This is a genomic window from Shinella sp. BE166 (assembly GCF_051201095.1).
GTDB classification, from domain to species: domain Bacteria; phylum Pseudomonadota; class Alphaproteobacteria; order Rhizobiales; family Rhizobiaceae; genus Shinella; species Shinella lacus.
This window is the reverse complement of record NZ_JBPEHL010000019.1, coordinates 72,484-91,160: the sequence shown is the minus strand read 5'-3', so window position 1 is coordinate 91,160 and position 18,677 is coordinate 72,484. Positions and strand designations below refer to the sequence as shown.

Below are 18,677 nucleotides of genomic sequence, written 5' to 3'. Positions count from 1 at the left end.
ATGTTAGGTCGCGGCTTTTTTCTTGGCGTGGACGTTGGTTGCGTCCTTGGCGTGTATGTTGCTCCTTATCTCAGCCGTCCGACGGTCGGGATGGGGAACATTGCCGGGAGCATTTTGCCTCAAATGAATGAAGCGACAGCCGTACCCGAAAGGGTACGTGGCCGACAGACGATCAAGCCAAGGCCCACCTATTCGCAATGTCCAAATGGGACCTAAATAGGCATGGCAACGGATCCACCGTCAGCGTCAAGCGTTGCATGCAAATTGCAGATCAGGAGATCGCTTGCGAGCTTTCCGCGCAGCTCAAGTGGATCGACGGCGAAACGCAAATTGAAGCGTTTTTCAAGAGGAAGGCGGCGATTGGAAGATAATAGCGGCAAAGAATCGCTAAGGCTGTTCTCGGCTGTTTCGCCGTCTTCAGAGCCGAACTTGTTTCCCGAATGCTGGGGCGCGTCCTGAAGCATTTTGTTTCACCGCCTCAAAAGGAGCCCGCGAGCGAAATTTCCCCTAAAAAAGTATGGAATGTGCTGTGAATCTTCGGAGGGGCGTGCTCCAAAGTGCTTCATTTCGGTGCATAGTAATCGCTGAGGGGCGGAATCAAAAACGGGGTAAGGTCTTTGACTGATGCAATGAGTTTGATGAGCGCACGGGGTTTGGTCGAAATAACCGATCCGGAATTTGACAGACCGGTCTTCCGCCAGCCGGGTTTCGACGGCACCCTTACCGCAAAGGAGATGGACGAAAAGATCTCGGCTTGGCTTAAGAAAACGCGCGAAGCCAAGGGCATCTCCCGCGCCGATTTAGCGCATTTGCTAGGACTCTCCGTATCGGTCTACGGAAGGTACGAGCGAGGCTCAGAAGCTCGGTTGTCGATCCCGCGCCTGATACATCTCTGTGAGATCATGGGCTTTATGCCTCTCGATGTGATTTTCGACATAGCGCCGCACTTGTGGGGCACGACGGAAGAAGAAGCAGAAGACCGCCTGACATTGATGAAGCTCATCGAACAATTGCCTCAAGACACCATGCGCGATCTGATCCGGCTTCTGAGACGCATGACCCCAGGCGAACCAGCGGCCGACGCTGTCGCCACCAGCACGAGCGAAGGCCGCTAGGCGGCGCAGTCCTCCTTTGCAAGTCAGGGCGGGTAGCGATGAAAGCGGCAGCCGCCCCACTCCCGTTTACCACAGGCTCCGACCTTCTCTTCGGCGCAATGTGAAGGCGCGTTCAGGCCTCCGCCTGCTTCGCTCCGCCCCTTTGGGCGGAGTGGAAAACGGGAGTGAGCCGGAACTCTTCTACTCGGGTCGTCTTTGCAGGCCCAATAAGTTCGCCCAACGCGACGAAGCGGCATCACGCACGCCGCAACGCGCTGCGCAAGAAGGGATTCGTGCAGCGGAGTGCAGCCGGCCTCGAGCGTCGCATCAAATTCATGGTTGGCGATCAAAGATTCGTACATGCTGTTGGACAGCTGAACCTCGCGCGACGAATCTTGGGGGCATGACCCAGCACCGGTTCCGCCTGTATGTTCAGCGAATCGACACCACTAAAAACATGGCACGTTTTTACGCCATGTCGATCGAACCGGATCTGTTCGGCGGCTCCGCGCTGGTTCGTCGCTGGGGTCGCGTCGGTACTCGCGGCCAGGAGCGTATCGATTTGTTTACGGATGACCTCCAAGCGATCAACACTTCCTTTTCTTGGCTCGCCAAAAAGCGAGTCCGCGGCTACATGCCCCAACCGCTCTCCTGGCCTCTGAAGGCGTGCCTGCCTGATATTGAGTTCGTTCGGACTCTATGCGGCGGGTCGCCATGTTCGGTGGAGCGGTGGGCTGACGCCAGACGCGTCCGATTGGCTCAAAGATAGCCGCACCCCTCAGTAGTGTAACACCACGACGACACTGCAGGTAACGTCAGCGGGTTTCTTTGCCCCGACGCCAGTGTTGCGATCTCGCTATTCGGCGTCAAAAAATAAGTTCGCTTCCATGCGCAGCCTTGCTCTGCGCTTCCGCGGAATCTTTCGCAGCCGCGATCCGGGCAAGCGCGACAGCTGGATTGGCGATGCCGTTAACTCGGGTTTGGTCGCTATTGAGCGGTTCGCACGCGTCCTGCAGCGCGATCTTGACGCTGTCTACAACCCCATCGAACTGTCGTGGAGCAACGGCCAGGCGGGGGGCCAAATCAACCGCCTGAACACAATCAAGCGTGCGATGTATGGCAGAGCTGGCCCGGAGCTGCTCAGGGCACGCATGCTGCCACTCGACCAAAATCGCCACCACACGAAGTGAGGAAGACCCCTTTTAACTGCCAAGCGACACCAGTGTGAGCACGTATTACTAGTCACTCGCACGGGTCGAACGAGGCATGGTGCCACTACATAGAGCGAGCTCACACGCTCACAGCCCCGGAGGGATCGTTCTTGCCGCGGTCGCCGGCATGGACGAAGCCGGCGCGCCATTGGACCCCCGGGGCTGGTAGGCGGACCGGCATCAGGCTGTTTCAGGCCAGCGTGTAGGCCGTTTTCACTGTCGTGTAGAACTCCGCGGCGTAACGGCCCTGCTCGCGGGGCCCGAAGCTCGATCCCTTGCGACCGCCGAACGGTACATGAAAGTCGACGCCGCCAGTGGGCAGATTGACAAATATCATGCCGGCCTCGGCATTGCGCTTATAGTGCGTCGCGTGTTTCAGGCTGGCGGTGCAGATCCCTGAGGATAGGCCGAATGGCGTGTCGTTTGCGGTCTCCAGCGCCTCTTCATAATCCTTGACGCGAATTACCGCCGCGACGGGACCGAAAATCTCTTCGCGGCTGATGCGCATATTGTTGGTCGCCTCAGTGAACAGGGCGGGCTGCAAGTAGAAGCCGGGCGTCTCACGGTTCAGCCTTTCGCCACCACACACCAGCTTAGCGCCCTCCTCACGGCCAATGGCGATATACTTCTCGTCCTGGCTGAGTTGATTCTCGTCCACTACCGGACCGATCTGCGTCCCCGCCTTGAGCGCGTCGTCGATGACGAGGCTCTTAAGCTTTTCGGTGACTGCCGAGACGAAGCGATCGTGAATGTTTTCAGTGACGATCAGCCGTGAGGAAGCCGTGCAGCGCTGGCCAGTCAAGAAGAATGCACCGTTGACGGCGCAGTCGACCGCCACATCGAGGTCCGCATCATCGAGCACGACCAGCGGATTCTTGCCGCCCATCTCGAGTTGGAACTTCCTGCCATATTCGACGCAGGAAGCCGCCACGCGCCGACCGATCTCCAGCGAGCCGGTGAAGCTTATAGCATCTATGTCGGGGCTATCGAGCATTGTCTGGCCGACGACTGAACCACGGCCCATTACGAGATTGAGTACACCCTTTGGCAGGCCTGCGCGGTGCAGAATATCAACGATCTCCCAAGCGCAGCCGGGAGTGAGATCAGCCGGCTTGAATACTGCGGTGTTGCCGTAGCAAAGCGCCGGCGCGATTTTCCACGCCGGAATGGCGATTGGGAAGTTCCACGGCGTGATGATGGCGATTACGCCGACCGGCTCACGCGTCACGTCCACTCCGACGCCCGGACGCACAGAGGGCAACGTTTCGCCGGCCAGCCGGAGCGTTTCGCCCGCGAAGAAATCGAAGACTTGGGCCGCACGAATCGTTTCGCCGACCCCCTCGGCCAGTGATTTGCCTTCCTCGCGCGACAAAAGTCGACCGAGTTCGTCCTTGCGGGCGAGAATTTCGTCGGCCGCCTTGCGCAAAACGGCGTGGCGCTCCAAGGGGCTCGTGCGCGACCATTTCGGGAATGTACGCTTGGCGGCGGCGATCGCAGCTTGGGCGTCTGCTCGCGTAGCGCGCGCATAGGTGCCGACGATGTCGTTGGTGTTGGAGGGGTTAATGTTGGGCGCGGCTTCGCCTTCGACCCAAGCTCCATCAATCAGGTTAGCATGCAAGGTGGTCATGGCGGGGCGGGTTCTCCATATCGAGTTTTACGGGATTGCGGACCATGTCGGGGAGGCTCCGGACTCATGACCCAGAGCGTTCTCGGAAGCACGTGACCATCGGATCGCTCAAATTATCCAAGTATTTTTTCAAGTCGTTCTTCTTTATCTTTCCATTCGGAGCGATCGGCAAATTTTGCATAACAATAATCTGCTGCGGCAACTTGTACTGGGCAAGACGGCTTTTCAGAAAGGACTTAATGTCATCCGTCTCGCAACGCCTTTCAGGTAACATTTCCACGAAGGCTATAATTTCCTCATTTCCCTCAACAGGACGACCGACCACGGCGGAGTTAAGAATGCTGGGATGCGCATTTAGGGCGGCTTCGACTTCCGGAGGATAGACATTGAAGCCAGAGCGAATGATCAATTCCTTCGATCGACCTTGAATGACTAATTCGCCCCGATCGTTGCGGCTGACGATATCGCCAGTATGAAGATAGCCGTCCTCGTCAATAACTTCGGCGGTCGCTTTCGGTTGGCGATAGTATCCCAACATCACATTGGGACCTCTAACTAGCAATTCTCCCGGCTGGCCCTCTGGGACATCCAGACCGTCAGGTCCGACGATCCTGATCTCAACCCCTTGTATCGGTGGACCAATGTTGACCTCGTCGCTACCCATCGAATAACGCGACCGGCTGATCGTCGGCGATGTTTCCGTCAATCCGTATCCGTTTTGCAGAACTACGCCGAACAGCCGTTCGACATTCTTACGCAAAGACAGATCGAGCGGCGCGGTGCCCGTGTAGGCGTACCGGAGGTTGTTAGGCGTGAGCTTTTCCCCAGTCTGTTCGACATGTGCCACCACCCGGGTCAGCATGGCAGGAACGGCGTTGAAAATCGTCAGCTCTCCGCTGCGAACAGCATCCAGCGCTTCTTGTAATGAAAATCGCGGCATAATTTTCATGCGCGCGCCGGCGTACAACATGCCTTGCATCAACACGAGCCCGTACGAATGAGATATCGGCATGACACACAAGGCGACATCGTCGCGAGAAAGAGTTTGTGTTCGTCTTCCCCTGCTTGAGACGAAAGTCAGATTGCGATGGCTCAGCATAACCCCCTTGGGGCGCCCCGTGGTTCCAGTAGTGTAGACTAGAACGGCGACTTGCTCTGCGGATCCTTCGTGTACTTCTTCCGGCGCGCTGTTCTCATTTAACGGACCGATCGTCACGGCGCCAATGCCAGTAAAGAGCCGCACATCAGCATTATCGTCACCCGCATCTGTTGCAGACACGTTGGGATGGGTGCGAAATATACGCCGCGGCTGGCAATCCTCTTCTATAAGAGCAAGTTCATGCTTGCTGAGCCGGGCGTTCGCTAGCACCGCCCATGCATCCAACCGGCTAGCAGCGTACATTAGAACGATAGCCCCGATCGAGTTTTCGCAAACGATCATCATCCGATCACCCGGCCGAATCCCTAGTTCCCGCAGTTCACTAGAGACAGCTTCGACAGTGTCAATCAGCCGGCGGTAGGACCAATCAATCCCGTTTTCGTCTGTAAAGGCGACGCGGGACTCACCGAACGTCGCGCCTTCCTCCAAAATCATATGAATGCGACGAGGCAGTTCGGCCGAAAAATCCATCTCAATTTCCCCAGATCCTGATAGTTTCAGCGCGGCTATTGGTATATCCAATTTGGTCATCCAATCCCTCGGCTGTCAAGTAGATAATCAATCCATCAGCCGGATTCGTGGCCCGATATAGTAGGTGACTTCAAACGGCTTTACGGTCGCTCAGAATTGTTCAAGATCCTGAGCTAGCCCCCGCAGGGAGAACCGCTGCCTCAAGTGCCGCTACGCGGCGCAGGCGCGACGAACAGATCGCCGCGCCTGACGCCTGGGAGGATTTGTGTGATTGTTACGAGCTTCCGTTCTTTCCGAACATGTTCTTCCAAGCCTCGGTGCCCGGCTTAGCTTCCCATCGTTTGCTGTCGGACAACGTATCTATGCCCGCCCGAACCCCCGGACGGTCTTTGATCGCTTGGTACCATCGATCAATGTTCGGGTACTCCGACAAGTCGCGTCGATGCAATTTTCGGGTGCGAACCCAAGGGAATGTGCTGATATCAGCGATCGAATACTCGCCGGCAAGATATTCATGTTGGCCAAGGCGTTTTTCGAGAATGTTGTATATTCGACCAACTTCCCGGTCGTAACGTTCAATGGCGTAATCTATCTTCTCATCCGCATACACCATGAAGTGGTGTGCTTGGCCCAGCATTGGACCCATTGTCGAATTCTGGAAGACAAGCCACTTTAGCGTTTCATAGCGTTTTTCAGGATCCTGAGAAAGGAATTTTCCTGATTTTTCCGCAAGATAGATCAGTACAACCGCGGATTCAAAAACCGCATAAGGTTTGTTGTGCGGGCCATCGTGATCCACGATGGCCGGCACCTTGTTGTTTGGATTGATCTTCAGGAAGTCCGGATTAAACTGCTCTCCTGCCGTTATATCAACCGGAATTACACGGTACTCCAAGTCCAACTCTGCAAGCATTATAGCGGCTTTATACCCGTTGGGGGTTGGCCAGAAGTATAGATCAATCATCGCTGAAGAATCCCTATCCGACGATCTTCAATCCTGCCTGCTTGTCAACAAGCAGGCCAGGGTTCAACATCCAATTTGGGTCGAGTTCGGTTTTCGCAGCCGCCAGCACACGGCGGAACAATGGATCGACCTCCTTGTCGTACCAAGGACGGAACGACTTGCCTACGGCATGATGGTGCGTGATGGTTGCGCCGAGCTCAATTAGCGCATTCGACGCCACATCGTGGAGCATCGAATAGGCTTCAAGGCTGTTGTCATGTGTCGAAGGAGCCATGATCGAATAGTACGGAGCGGGACCGTCCGGATACAGGAAGGAAAACCTGCGGCAGACAATACCGCCACCAAGGTGCTCCTTCTGGGCCGCCCTCACGCGACGCATGATCTCGGTGTCAACTTCTTCGAACCGATCCCAAGTGTAGGCGGTTTCGAACGTGAAGCTGACGATTCCCATCGCTGCGCGCGTATGCATCAGCCGGGGCAAGTATCTGAACTGATGCCGCCAGTTACCTTGCGGCCCGCTGCGGCTGGTCTCCAGCGCGTTGTCCGCAGTTCCCGCGCGCTGCTTCACGACGCCACCGAAGTCCTTGCAGATTTCGAGACCACGCTCGAGCCATGCGTCCACCGGATGGTCAGCGGATTCGAAGCCCAGCAGCAAGACCGAATCGGTGCCGTCCCCGGCGCCGTAGAATTTGGCGTCCTGCTCGTCCAGATAGCGGCAGTTCGCCGGGAACAGTCCCGCTTGGGTGATCTGACGGACGGCCTTGGCACCCTCATAGAACGTCTTGAAGGAGATGGAGGCATTCGCACGGAATTTCACACGTCCCTGAAGACGCATCCACGCATCCGTGATGATGCCCATCGTGCCTTCCGACCCGATGAACAGGCGATCCGGATTGGGTCCCGCACCGGAGCCTGGCAGCCGGCGGTTCTGGATCGTTCCCGCTGGCGTGACCACCCGTAGGCTTTCCACCATGTCGTCGATATGCGTGAGATGGGTCGCATAATGGCCGGACGAGCGGGTTGCGATCCAGCCGCCCAGCGACGAGAACTCCCACGATTGGGGAATATGGCGCAGGGTGAGACCGTGCGGCTTCAGTTGTTCTTCCAGAGCCGGCCCGAGAATGCCTGCCTGTATCCGCGCGCAGCGTGACACGGGGTCGATTTCGAGAATCTGGTTGAGGTTGCCCAGGTCGATGACGACGACGCCGGGAAAGGCGTCGCGCTCGGGGCCCCAGAAGCCGCCGGTGACGCTCGAACCACCGCCATACGGTATGCATGCATAGCCATTTTCCCCACACCAGTCGAAGATGGCGGCGATGTCTTCTTCGTCGCGCGGATAGGCCACGACGTCCGGGGCCTTTTTGAAATCGCGCCTGTAGATAAGGGTCATGTCCTTGAAACCCTTACCGTACGTATGAACAATTCTGTCCCATTTTTCAGAGGTACAGAAATCCTCCAGAGTACGTGGGATCTTTATACGCGACGGGTAAAGTTCAATCTCATCGAGAGTCGGGTCTGACAGAACTTTGATATCCTTAATTCCGAGCCGCTGCTCCACGCGTTCTCGCATGATACGGATTTCGTCCTGGGAATTGTCTTCCCCTTCATATCCCCACGTCCAGAATTTCCTACGCGTGCCATAGTAGCCGCTCTTTTCCTTCGCCACGGCGCTTCCTCCTTCGAGATTTTCAACGTCCAACCATCCAGGTGCGCATACGTTCGGGAAACATCGCGATCTGGTTCGACCAAATTGGCATATCCAGTTCTGGCAGTCAATGGGTTTTGGAGTAGATCGCGCCCTGAACTGCGCCATCGCTATCCTTGATGTATCTGGTCGGCACGGTCCTTTCGGCAGTAGCACACGTTGATCGCGCCTTGGCCGGTATTGGACAGCCCTCCACGGGCTGAAAGTGACGGGCTTCCAAACAGAACTTGCCTTCGGGATGAGCGAACGGCGGGCGTGTAAAGACATCGGCTGCCGCCGCATGACGGTTCGCTACAGACCAGCCGTCCCGACGACCGCGACGTTCGCGGGAGGATGAAGGCGATAGCGCAGGAGGGTTCGGTTACGGCGACTCCTCGTGATGCTGAGGCGGTAAGGGCTCGTCGTGAACCGCAAGAAATTGTTCCGGCTCTACGGATAGGAGAAGTTCACCGGTGGCGCAGGCGTGGCGACCGCAAGCGGGCGATCAGCAGCAGGGCGCCGATGCTGGTGCCGCTGCGCCCCGACGAGAGCTGGACTTCGTGTCGGACCAGCTTACCGACGGCCGATGCGATAACGTGAAGAATCTTTCGCACTTTCAGATTTGACCGCTTCTTCTACAGTGACGGAAGGAGCGCAAGGATGGATTACGAAAAGGATGCGGGCGTGGGTGAGGTGATCCGGATCGACGAAGCGCAAATCAAGGATCACCTTGCCGCGATGGTGCGCGGGACGGTCGAGGAGGCGCTATCGACGGAGTGAGAGTTCGGTCGAGAGGCGGCTCGATGATGGCCGTCTCGAAAATCTGGCGGCGCAGCTTCGGCACCTTCAGCGTCACCTCGCCGGCCTGTGCAGTGCCCGCTCGTAGCTGCCGGCCCGCGTGTCCTGGCTGCCTTCATTGCGTTCATAGCGCCCTGCGCCACACAAGCGGTCCGCCTCCGCGTCGAGCAGCGCATTCAGCGATGTCGGCTTTGAGCGCGAGCGGCACGCCGACCGTTATCTGAAGCCGCCGGAAGAAATGGCGCGGCTCTTTCCCCCCTTTACACGGAAGCTTTGGCGCGGACGATCGAGATCGTAGAGCACTGCAGGTACTCGCTCGAAGAGCTCGTCTATCAATATCTCGAAGAGGCAGCTGATCGAGATGTATCTGGCCGGTGTCTCGGTGCGGCGCGTGGAGGACATCACCGAGGCGCTGTGAGGCACGCGGGTCGAGAAGATCGAGGAATGGCGAAACCGCGCCGATCGAGGGCGATCACCCCTATCTCTATCTCGACGGCATCGTGATGAAGCGGACCTGGGCGGGCGAGGTGCGCAACGTCTCGCTGCCGGTGGCCAGCGCCGTCAATTCCGAGGGTTACCGGCATCTGCGAAGGCGCCAAGGAGGACAAGTCCGGCTGGTCGGCGTCTTGCGCCACCGACCGCGGCTTGAGCGGCGTGCAACTGATCATCTCGGACGCTTGCCGCGGCCTAGTGGAAAGCGTCGCCGACTATCTGTCCGAGGCGCGCTGGCAGCGCTGCATGGTGCATTTTACCGGAACGTGTTCAGCCACGTGTCAAAGACCAAGGTGCGTGAAATCAGCCATATGCTCAAGGCGATCCATGCCCAGGAAAGCCGAGAAGCAGCGCAGGAGAAGGCTGCCATGATCATCGAGGACCTACGCCGGCAAAAGCTCGGGAAAGCGGCCGAGTTGATGGAGGCGCATATCGATGAGCCCCTGACTTTCTACCTTCCCCGACAGCCATTGGCTCAAGATCAGGACCAACAATCCGCTGAAGCGGATCATGAAAGAAATCCGACGCCGCACCCGCGTCGTGGGGGCATTCCCGGACGGGCAGAGCTGCCTGAACCTGGCGGCCGCCCGGCTGAGGCATATTGCCGGCAGTCAGTGGTCGACGCGCAAATATATGAACATGGATCCGCTCTACGCGGAGCAGACCTCAACCCACGGAGCCGTCGCTTAAGAAAAAGTGCGAAAGGTTCTGGACACTACCGCCGCCGCTTCCGTATCCTCGCCGTCGTCGACGACTGCAGACTGCACGAGGGAATGCCTGGCGCTACCGGTCGATACGTGGTTGTCCGGCATGCGGGTTGCCCGCGAGTTGGACAGGCTCGTCGCCGAACGCGGCCGGCCGAGGATGATCGTCAGCTATGGCAGCGAGCTCACCTTGAACGCCATCCTCGCCTGGGCGGATCAGAACCGCGTCGAATCGTCGAATGGCACTACATCGCTCCGGGCAAGCCGATGCAGAACGGCTTCATCGAGAGCTTCATGTATAGATGGCCCCGCAGGCGCAAGCGTTTTAAGACATATCGCGTTCGGCGGGTGCGTTCATGTATTCGGCTTATTCATGCGATCGTTACATAGTCGTTGCCCTGATGGAGATCGTGTCTGCTCAGCCGCATTTAGGTAACGCCAGAGGAATCCGATTTGCTACAAAATGCGTTAACGAACGCAGCGCCTGGTGGCCGTCCGCATCGTGACAAGTTCTTCCGCCGCAGTTGGATGAAGAGCCATCGTTGCATCGAAGTCCTCCTTTACGGCTTTCATTCTTATCGCAATCGCAACTGCCTGGATGATCTCCGCAGCGCCAGATCCGACAATATGGCAGCCGACGACCCTCCCGGAATCGGCATCCACGACGAGTTTCATCATCATTCGTTCGGAGCTGTGGGAGAGGGCAACCTTCATCGGCCGGAAATCCGTTTTGTAGATGTCCACCCTTTCAAACCGGGCACAGGCTTGTGCCTCCGATAGTCCAACTGATCCGACTTCCGGACGCGAGAAAACCGCAGTCGGGATATCCGTATAGTCGACCTGCGTGGGACGCTTGCCAAATACCGAATCTGCAAAGGCCTGCGCTTCGCGCACGGCTACAGGGGTAAGGTTGACGCGATTTGTCACGTCGCCGACCGCATAGATATGGGGCACATTGGTCTGCGAGTTCTCGTTGACCGCGACGCCGCCGCTGTCAGCACTTAGCGCAACGCCAGATTTCTGGAGATTTAGGCCTTGAGTGTTGGGCTTTCGTCCGATCGCAAACATGACTTGGTCGGCGACGAGCTGTTCAGCGTTTGAAAGACTAGCTTTCAATACGCCACTGCTTTCGTCCATCCTGTCGACTCTTTTGATCCGGCAGTCAGTGACAATCCTAATCTCCTGCTGCTCCAGAGCATCCCGAACATGTGTCCTTATGTCTTGATCGAAACCGCGCAGGATGTTGTCGCTCCGACAAACCAAAGTCACTTTCGAACCGAGACCGGCAAATATGCATGCGAACTCAACCGCGATGTAGCCTCCTCCTTGAATTATGATCCGTCTCGGCAATTCACGAAGCTCAAAGACCTTATCTGAGGAGATGACATGCTCGAGGCCTGGTAAAACTTCCCCATGGTTGGGCGTGCTGCCTGTGGCAATCAATATATTACGAGCGCGCACAGTTTCCCCATTGGAAAGACGCAAGGTGCGCGCATCCTGAAACGTCGCGCGCTCTTTTACCAGGCGCGCTCCCGACTTTTCAATCGCCGACGTATATGCGGCTTCGAGACGGGAGACTTCCCTGTCTCTATTTCCCGTCAATACTCCCCAATCGAATTTCGCTGGGGGAATCGACCATCCGAAGCCCGCCGCGTTCCCGATCTCTTTCTGGAAATCTGAAGCATAAACCATAAGCTTTTTGGGCACGCAGCCACGGATGACGCAGGTCCCGCCAACCCGATCTCCTTCAGCAACAATGACCTTGGCCCCATAGCTAGCAGCAACCCGCGCCGCGCGGACCCCGCCTGAACCACCACCAATTACTGCCAGATCAACATCAAAATCAGCCATCGTACCCTGCGAGTTCAAAAGCTACGAAAACGGTTTGGGCGCTTTCGCACCGTTACAGCGTTCCGCGGACGGTAAACGGAGGCTTTCAGGAGGAGGGCGGGCGGCGCCCATGCGCGTCATGCGCAAGCATCTGCCCAGCGATCGGGTACTCAGGCGAAAAGCTTTCACCGTGAATAAGTTCGTCAGCGATTTTCTCGGCCATCGCCATAATGGGCAGGTTTGTATTGCCGCTTAGAAGCGTTGGCATCACCGAACCGTCGACGACCCGCAGACCATCAAGACCGCGGACTTTCATGCTCGGGTCCACGACCGATGCATCATCAGCACCCATGCGACAGGTCCCAACGGGATGATATACCGTCTCGGCCCGCGCTCGCACGAAAGTCTCCAGCGAGGAGAGATTGCCAAAGGCTTCCGCATCGATCGGGCGTTTTACGAAGTTCTTGAGTGGTCCGCACATCATCATATCGCACATATCGCGCACGCCATCTCTCAGACTCGCGAGGTCCGCATGCTCGGACCCAAGACGCGGGTCGATTGCTGGTGGAATGGCGGGGTCCCCGCTTCGCAATCTCACCGTACCGCGACTTTGTGGCCTGAGCTGACATACGCGAACAGCGAAGCCGTGAGCGATACGCTCGCCGGGCGGCGGATTGCGGAGAACGTTAGCAAAGTGCGCCTGCCACTCCGGCAACGGCGACGATCGGTCGGGGCCCCAAAACGCCCCCGCCTCCACGGCCTGTGAAGCGGCCGGCCCATCGCCTTTGAGAATGTATCGAGCACCGGCCATCCCGCCTTTCAGGAGGCCCATATAGGGGGTCAACGTCGTCGGCTGCGATGCCTCGAAGCGAACCGCGCAGTCGAGATGGTCCTGAAGATTCTCTCCCACACCCGGGAGGTGGTGAACCGGTTTAATGCCGAGAGACCGCATATGATCAGCAGGCCCGATACCCGACAACATCAAAAGCTGCGGCGAACCGATTGCGCCTGCCGTCAGCAGAACTTCTCGATCACAGTTGATTGTCCTCTCGCGGCCATTCTGAACCACGATCACGCCACTGGCAGAACCTCCTTCAACGTTGATGCGACGAACATGACAATTTGGCAGAATGGTGAGGTTTGGGCGTCCCTTGGCGCGTTCTAAGTACTTGAATGCGCCGGACCGCTTTCCATGTGCTATCGTAAGTTCGTAGAAGCCCGCGCCTATCTGCGACGACCCGTTGAATCCATTGTTCTCAGGCAAACCTGCAGCGACGAGACTGTCGACAAACGCCTGCGTGGTCGAGCGCCGTGGCCCGAAGGAAAGCTTGATGGGTCCGCTGTGCCCGCGCGTTCCATTATCAGGCTGAACAACCAGGCTAGCATCCTCAATCCTGCGCAAATAGGGGAGCATTGCGGAAAAGCTCCACTTAGGCATGCCCCGAGACGCCCACGAATCGTAGTCCCAAGGGTTGCAGCGGATCGCGATCATCGAATTGATTGATGACGACCCTCCAATAACCCTCCCCCTGGGAATATAGATCCGGCGATTGTCAAGATGTCGCTGCGGCTCAGTCCAAAAGCGCCAGTTGTACCGATCGCTCGTATAGAGGATCCTGATTCCGGCGGGCATATCGACAAACAGCGACTTCCCTCCGCCCGCCTCGATCAGCAAAACGCTCACATTGGCGTCTTCACTCAGGCGGGTGGCTAAAACACACCCGGCGGAACCTGCACCAATGATAATATAGTCGTAACTCGACATGGACCTTCTCCGGTCGGTGATGTTTTTCAAACGCAAGTCAAAAAGGCGGCCGATCTTCCGCCTTTACTTGACGGGATCATCCCTTCACCGCACCCGCCGACAACCCGGCGACGAAATACCGATAGCAGAAGATGAATATTAAGAACAAAGGTAGAGCTATCAGCGAGGCGCCAGCCAAGACTTCACCCCACCGCAAATCATGGGCGCCGAGCAACGATTCCAGAGCGACGGGAAGCGTCTTTCTCTGGTCGCTCATAATAAGTATCAGCGCGAACACATAGTCGGCCCAAGAAAGGAGGAAGGAGAAGATGGCGACAGTGATGAGCCCGGGAGCGGACAGCGGCAAGACGACCTTGATGAACGCTTCGAATTGAGAGCAGCCGTCAACCATCGCGGCCTCCTCAAGGTCGAACGGCATTGACTTAAAGAACCCCCAGAGCAACCAGACCGCTAGCGGCAGTGAAATTGCAAGATGTGCGATCAACAGCCCCCACAGTGTGTCGGTGAGGCCGATTGTGCGGAAAGTTGCCGCCATCGGGATCGCCAGCATGAGGGGTGGGAACATGTAGGCAAAAAGCATCGATGCCACGAGCATAGTCTTGCCCCGAAAACGCAGCCGGGTGGCGCCATAAGCGACAAATGCCGACAGCATGAGGGAGACGGTAATCGTCGCAACCGCCATTAGAGCGCTATTCAGAAAATTGACGACATAGTTCGTCTGCCGGAATAGGGAAATGTATGACGTCAGGTCCGGTGGCCAGAATACCAGAGATGTGTCGAGGAAAAGTCGTTCCGAAGGCCTCAGGCTTGAAATTATCATCCAGTATATCGGAAAGAACGAATACAGGCAGATAACGAGTACTGTTACATAGAGTGCAACTTTTCCTGACAGCGTTTTAAATAGTCTCCAGAAGGTGCTGTCCTGAACCCTGCTCCCGTGTTGCAGCGACGATTTCGGACGAATCGGCTCGCGCTCTGGTATCTGCGGGCGGGAATCAATGGGCAATCGCTCTACATGGCTATTCATTGTTATCTCCCTTGCTTTGCATCGTCGATGGGGAATAGGCGCAGATAGATGAGAATGACGCCTGAGAGAATAAGGAAGGAGATCGTTGCCACAGCGGCGCCCCCGCCCAGATTGTACTCCAGAAACGACTTCCTATAGGCCAAGGTAGGCAAGGTCTCTGTCTGGTTCAGCGGCCCGCCTTTCGTCAAAAGCCATATCACATCGAACTTGTTGAACATCCAGATGCCGCGCAGAAGGATGACCACGATCAGAACCGAGCGTAAGCCCGGTATCGTGATGTGCCAGAATTGCCGCCAGGCTCCCGCGCCATCGACGCGCGCGGCTTCATAAAGTTGCGTTGGGATCGTCTGCAAACCGGCAAGAACACAGGTTACGACAAAAGGTGTCCACAACCACACGCTAACGAGGACGATTGTGCCTTTGGCCGTGAACGCATGAGAACTCCAATCGAGCATTCCGACACCGATGGATGCGAGAGCGCTCTTGAGCAATCCGTAATTTGGCTCGAGAATCCATTGGGCTACCAGGCAGGCGACAACGGTCGGCAGGAAGTACGGAAGAATGGCGATCGCGCGTACAACCGTCTGGCCAAGAAAGCGCTTGTTAAGCACCATCGCTATGCCGACGCCCAGAACAACCTGCAGGACAATTGACGTAATCGCGATTGTGAGGCCGTTCGTCAACGAATTCCAGAAAAGAGGATCTCGCAATACCTTGCTGTAGTTGCTCAGGCCGGCCCACTGAGGTTCGCCGATAAACGAACTTGCCGAATAGAATGATAGCATAACCGCGTAAATTAACGGGGCGCCAATAATAATTGCAAGCAGTGATATACTGCCTATAAACAACGTAACAATTCGCCGGTCCTGAACCATAAGAATCATCCTTTGGACGAACGATCGGGGCGGCAGAGACCACCCCGATCTGCAATTAGATGAGGGAGCGAATGCGTTGCGCGGCCGCGGCGACGCAATCAGCAGACGAGGTGTTGCCGAGGACTTTCTGCTGGAGCATCTCCGGCATGACATTTGCGTTGAACACGTTACAAGCACGCATGTCGATGGAAGGGCCGCTGGTGTCAATCGCCGTGATGGTAACGCCGTCCCCCTCGATGAAGGACTTCATCTGCATCATCGTTTCCCAATGCTTCTTGATCATGGGATGGCTCTTCCACCGCTCATTTTCGTAGATATCCAAGCGAGACGGATGGTTGTTCATCCATGCGGAAAGCAACCAATCCACGTAGTGCTCGTCAGCGAACCACTGTAGGAATTTGACTGCCTCCTCGCTCTGCTTCGTCTTGAAGACGCAGAAGCCGTCAAAGGCATAGGAAAGCGCCTTCTGACCGCTGCTGCTGGGCGAGGCAAAGATGCCGTACTGATCTGCCAGCGCAGGATTTGTTGCCTCGAGGGATTCGACCAGGCGGCCTGAATAGAGCGTGTGAGCAGCCTTTCCGGTGGTGAAGAGACTCATTAGTTGAGCGTAGCCGACGGCGTTCATGCCGGGCGGCATGGTCTTATACAGCTCGCCATAAAGATCCAAAAAGCGCGTGGCACGATCGAGATTCTCGCCTTGGTCGAGAACGACATTCCAGTCTTTGTCAAAAAGCTGTGTGCCTTCCGCGAACATATTTCCAAAGCTCGCCCAATTCGTCGCGGAGTCGCTTGCCAGCGGTATGACGCAGCCGCCAACATCAACATTTCCACTATTATTGACGGTAAGCGCCTCGCAGTTCTTCAAGAAATCGCCCGACGTCTCCGGGACCTTCAGACCCTTCTGGGCGTAGAGGTCTTTCCTGTAGTAATTTACGACCAGATTGTAATCGAACGGATAGTACCAGTTCTCACCCTCATACTCCCAGGCAGCGCCTTTGCCCCAGTCGTACTTTTTTACCAGGTCGGTGACCGGCAGAAGAACGCCCGCCTGAACGAACTGCAAAATACCCGCAATGAAGCCGGCAGTCATAATATCGTATGACTGGCCAGCATTGATCGCCGCCATCGCTTTTTGCGTCGTACCGCTGATGGGAGTCGAATCTACAATTATTCTGACGCCGAATTTGCTTTCGTATTCGTCGCACGCCTTTTTAAGGGCAGCCTGACTGGCGACCGAAGTTTCTTGGTTGAGAAAACGAAGCGTGACGCCGGACTGGGCTCGCACGGCGGGCGCCGCCACGCTCGCTCCGACGACGGCCGCTGTTCCTAGAAAGTTACGGCGGGTCATGCCCGACAGGCCCGCCGCCATTCTTTTGTGACCTGGAATGTAGATGCTCATTTCATGCTCCTCCCATGTTAAGACGTCAGTTCAAGCCAAATTGACAAGAATTAATTCGCCCGTATCGAGTATAGTGGTGAATTTCTTCCTTTATGGCGCATCCAGAGATGCTTTCGTCAGCACGCGATACAGAGCATCCGTTGAAGTCGAATTCCGCGACCCACGGTCCAGGGGCGCAGTATCTCAATCTGACCCGGCGATCTCGCAGGGGTGGATCACGCACTTTCCTTCGCTCTGATTTTGCCACCCGTTTCCGCTATCCGGAGCGACGCACCGCTCGCGGACTCGAACAGGTGAAGCCGCTCACTCGGGAGGGCGATCGGGATTCTGTCACCGGCGCGGATTTCGTCGCGGCGCTCGACGACGGCACGCATCTTATGGCCGGCCAGCGTGCCCATGAGATAAGTCTGCGCTCCGATCTGCTCGACCAAGCTTACGCTCATCTCAAGCGGGGAATCGTTGGAGATGACGAGGTGCTCGGGCCGGATTCCAAGCGTCACGCTTTGTCCGTACTTGGCGAAGGTTTTATCTGGTATGCCTACCGATAGGTCTCCGGATCGCACTTCGAGCCGTCCGCTAGCGTCGACCAAATGCCCGTCGATCAGGTTCATTTCGGGCGAACCAATAAACCCAGCGACGAACGTGTTTGCGGGACGGTCATAGAGTTCGAGAGGTCTCCCAGCCTGCTGGATCACGCCATCGCGCATGATCACGATGCGGTCCCCGAGCGTCATTGCTTCGACTTGGTCATGTGTCACGAAGATCATCGTCGCCCGGAGCCGGGCATGGAGCGTCGTGATTTCTTCGCGCATCTTCACGCGCAGTTTCGCGTCGAGATTGGACAGCGGTTCGTCCAGAAGGAAAACATCGGGGTCCCGCACGAGCGCACGCCCAAGGGCGACACGCTGCATCTGACCGCCCGAGAGCTGTCGCGGCTTGCGGTCGAGCAGGGCTTCGAGATCTAGGCTGGCCGCCGCGGCCCTCACCCGCCGGTCAATCTCCTGCTTCGCTTCACCGCGCACCCGTAGGCCGAATGCCATGTTGTCGTAGACCGACTTCTGGGGATATAGCGCATAGTTCTGAAAGACCATCGCGACGTTGCGATCTTTCGGAGGCAGTCCGGTGACATCCCTCCCGCCGATTATGATAGCGCCTGAAGTGGTGTCGTCGAGGCCGGCGATCATCCGCAGTGTCGTCGATTTTCCGCATCCGGAAGGTCCGACAAAAACAATGAGCTCGCCATCCTCTATCTCCAGGCAGAAATCCTTGACGGCCCATGGGCCCTGGTCGCCACCAAACGACTTGGAGACATTTTGGAGCGATATTCGCGCCATGCAGCGTAACCTCCCTAAACGTGATGCCCTGTTGTGGGCTTCGCAGGCCATCCCTCCCGATGACCTACTTGTAGACCAAATTGGATAGACCAATCCCGCTGCTTCGTCAATGTCCCCCTTGATAGATTTTTTATAGCACCCACAGGACGCGGGGCAAAATTATTGGATTGACCAATCTGGTATGTCCAGTTACGTTTCGCCATAGCTTCCATAGAGAGGCACGTTAATCGCAATGTGAGTGGT

The 18,677-nt window shown here is 56.8% G+C and carries 12 protein-coding genes and 7 pseudogenes; 8 read left to right on the top strand and 11 right to left on the bottom strand.

From position 1 onward, the window contains the following. From J2Y63_RS30400 to J2Y63_RS30385, 4 genes and pseudogenes are all read left to right on the top strand, one after another. Positions 1-391, top strand: a pseudogene (locus J2Y63_RS30400) (hypothetical protein). 238 nt (positions 392-629) lie between these two features. Next, positions 630-1,115, top strand: coding sequence for a helix-turn-helix transcriptional regulator (locus tag J2Y63_RS30395; RefSeq protein WP_036588671.1), 486 nt, complete (start codon positions 630-632; stop codon positions 1,113-1,115). Between the two features lie 382 nt (positions 1,116-1,497). Further along, positions 1,498-1,746 (top strand): annotated as a pseudogene (locus J2Y63_RS30390) (WGR domain-containing protein); the annotation flags it as partial. A gap of 226 nt (positions 1,747-1,972) precedes the next feature. After that, a pseudogene (locus tag J2Y63_RS30385) lies at positions 1,973-2,284 on the top strand (transposase); the annotation flags it as partial. A gap of 211 nt (positions 2,285-2,495) precedes the next feature. On the opposite strand, the gene J2Y63_RS30380 reads toward J2Y63_RS30385, so the two are convergent. The 4 genes from J2Y63_RS30380 to J2Y63_RS30365 all read right to left on the bottom strand — a co-directional run bounded on the left by J2Y63_RS30380 (position 2,496) and on the right by J2Y63_RS30365 (position 8,192). Next, positions 2,496-3,932, bottom strand: a complete 1,437-nt coding sequence (locus J2Y63_RS30380; protein WP_036588670.1) for an aldehyde dehydrogenase family protein — start codon at positions 3,930-3,932, stop codon at positions 2,496-2,498. A 64-nt stretch (positions 3,933-3,996) separates the two neighbouring features. Further along, positions 3,997-5,622, bottom strand: coding sequence for a class I adenylate-forming enzyme family protein (locus J2Y63_RS30375; protein ID WP_244487769.1), 1,626 nt, complete (start codon positions 5,620-5,622; stop codon positions 3,997-3,999). A 214-nt stretch (positions 5,623-5,836) separates the two neighbouring features. Further along, positions 5,837-6,526 carry a glutathione S-transferase N-terminal domain-containing protein gene (locus J2Y63_RS30370; protein WP_036588669.1) on the bottom strand — a complete coding sequence of 230 codons (690 nt, stop codon included), beginning with the start codon at positions 6,524-6,526 and terminating at the stop codon, positions 5,837-5,839. A gap of 13 nt (positions 6,527-6,539) precedes the next feature. Beyond that, positions 6,540-8,192 carry an FAD-binding oxidoreductase gene (locus J2Y63_RS30365; RefSeq protein ID WP_435269071.1) on the bottom strand — a complete coding sequence of 551 codons (1,653 nt, stop codon included), beginning with the start codon at positions 8,190-8,192 and terminating at the stop codon, positions 6,540-6,542. Between the two features lie 274 nt (positions 8,193-8,466). On the opposite strand from J2Y63_RS30365, the pseudogene J2Y63_RS30360 reads away from it, so the two are divergent. Next, positions 8,467-8,797: pseudogene (locus J2Y63_RS30360) on the top strand (IS3 family transposase); the annotation flags it as partial. 265 nt (positions 8,798-9,062) lie between these two features. Here J2Y63_RS30360 and J2Y63_RS30355 read toward each other — a convergent pair. Further along, complete coding sequence (locus J2Y63_RS30355; protein WP_244487770.1) at positions 9,063-9,155, bottom strand: hypothetical protein; 93 nt, start codon at positions 9,153-9,155, stop codon at positions 9,063-9,065. Positions 9,156-9,186: 31 nt separating this feature from the next. On the opposite strand from J2Y63_RS30355, the pseudogene J2Y63_RS30350 reads away from it, so the two are divergent. From J2Y63_RS30350 to J2Y63_RS30340, 3 pseudogenes are all read left to right on the top strand, one after another. Further along, positions 9,187-9,359, top strand: a pseudogene (locus J2Y63_RS30350) (PHP domain-containing protein); the annotation flags it as partial. A gap of 213 nt (positions 9,360-9,572) precedes the next feature. Further along, positions 9,573-9,907, top strand: a pseudogene (locus J2Y63_RS30345) (transposase); the annotation flags it as partial. Between the two features lie 315 nt (positions 9,908-10,222). Beyond that, positions 10,223-10,510, top strand: a pseudogene (locus J2Y63_RS30340) (integrase core domain-containing protein); the annotation flags it as partial. A gap of 162 nt (positions 10,511-10,672) precedes the next feature. Here J2Y63_RS30340 and gorA read toward each other — a convergent pair. The 6 genes from gorA to J2Y63_RS30310 form a co-directional block, all read right to left on the bottom strand. Further along, on the bottom strand, positions 10,673-12,055 hold the full coding sequence (gene gorA, locus J2Y63_RS30335; protein ID WP_036588664.1) for a glutathione-disulfide reductase: 1,383 nt from the start codon (positions 12,053-12,055) through the stop codon (positions 10,673-10,675). A gap of 85 nt (positions 12,056-12,140) precedes the next feature. Further along, a complete protein-coding gene (locus J2Y63_RS30330; RefSeq protein ID WP_077548353.1) occupies positions 12,141-13,799 on the bottom strand; it encodes a GMC family oxidoreductase in 1,659 nt (552 codons plus the stop codon). A 76-nt stretch (positions 13,800-13,875) separates the two neighbouring features. Beyond that, the gene (locus J2Y63_RS30325; protein WP_435269070.1) at positions 13,876-14,826 is read right to left on the bottom strand and encodes a carbohydrate ABC transporter permease; all 951 of its coding nucleotides are present in this window, start codon (positions 14,824-14,826) and stop codon (positions 13,876-13,878) included. Positions 14,827-14,828: 2 nt separating this feature from the next. Then, positions 14,829-15,701: a carbohydrate ABC transporter permease gene (locus tag J2Y63_RS30320; protein ID WP_036588662.1), complete on the bottom strand. Its 873-nt coding sequence runs from the start codon at positions 15,699-15,701 to the stop codon at positions 14,829-14,831. 55 nt (positions 15,702-15,756) lie between these two features. Beyond that, on the bottom strand, positions 15,757-17,100 hold the full coding sequence (locus J2Y63_RS30315) for an ABC transporter substrate-binding protein (RefSeq protein WP_142586845.1): 1,344 nt from the start codon (positions 17,098-17,100) through the stop codon (positions 15,757-15,759). Between the two features lie 215 nt (positions 17,101-17,315). Continuing rightward, positions 17,316-18,434, bottom strand: a complete 1,119-nt coding sequence (locus J2Y63_RS30310) for an ABC transporter ATP-binding protein (RefSeq protein ID WP_051517875.1) — start codon at positions 18,432-18,434, stop codon at positions 17,316-17,318. Positions 18,435-18,677: the final 243 nt, after the last annotated feature.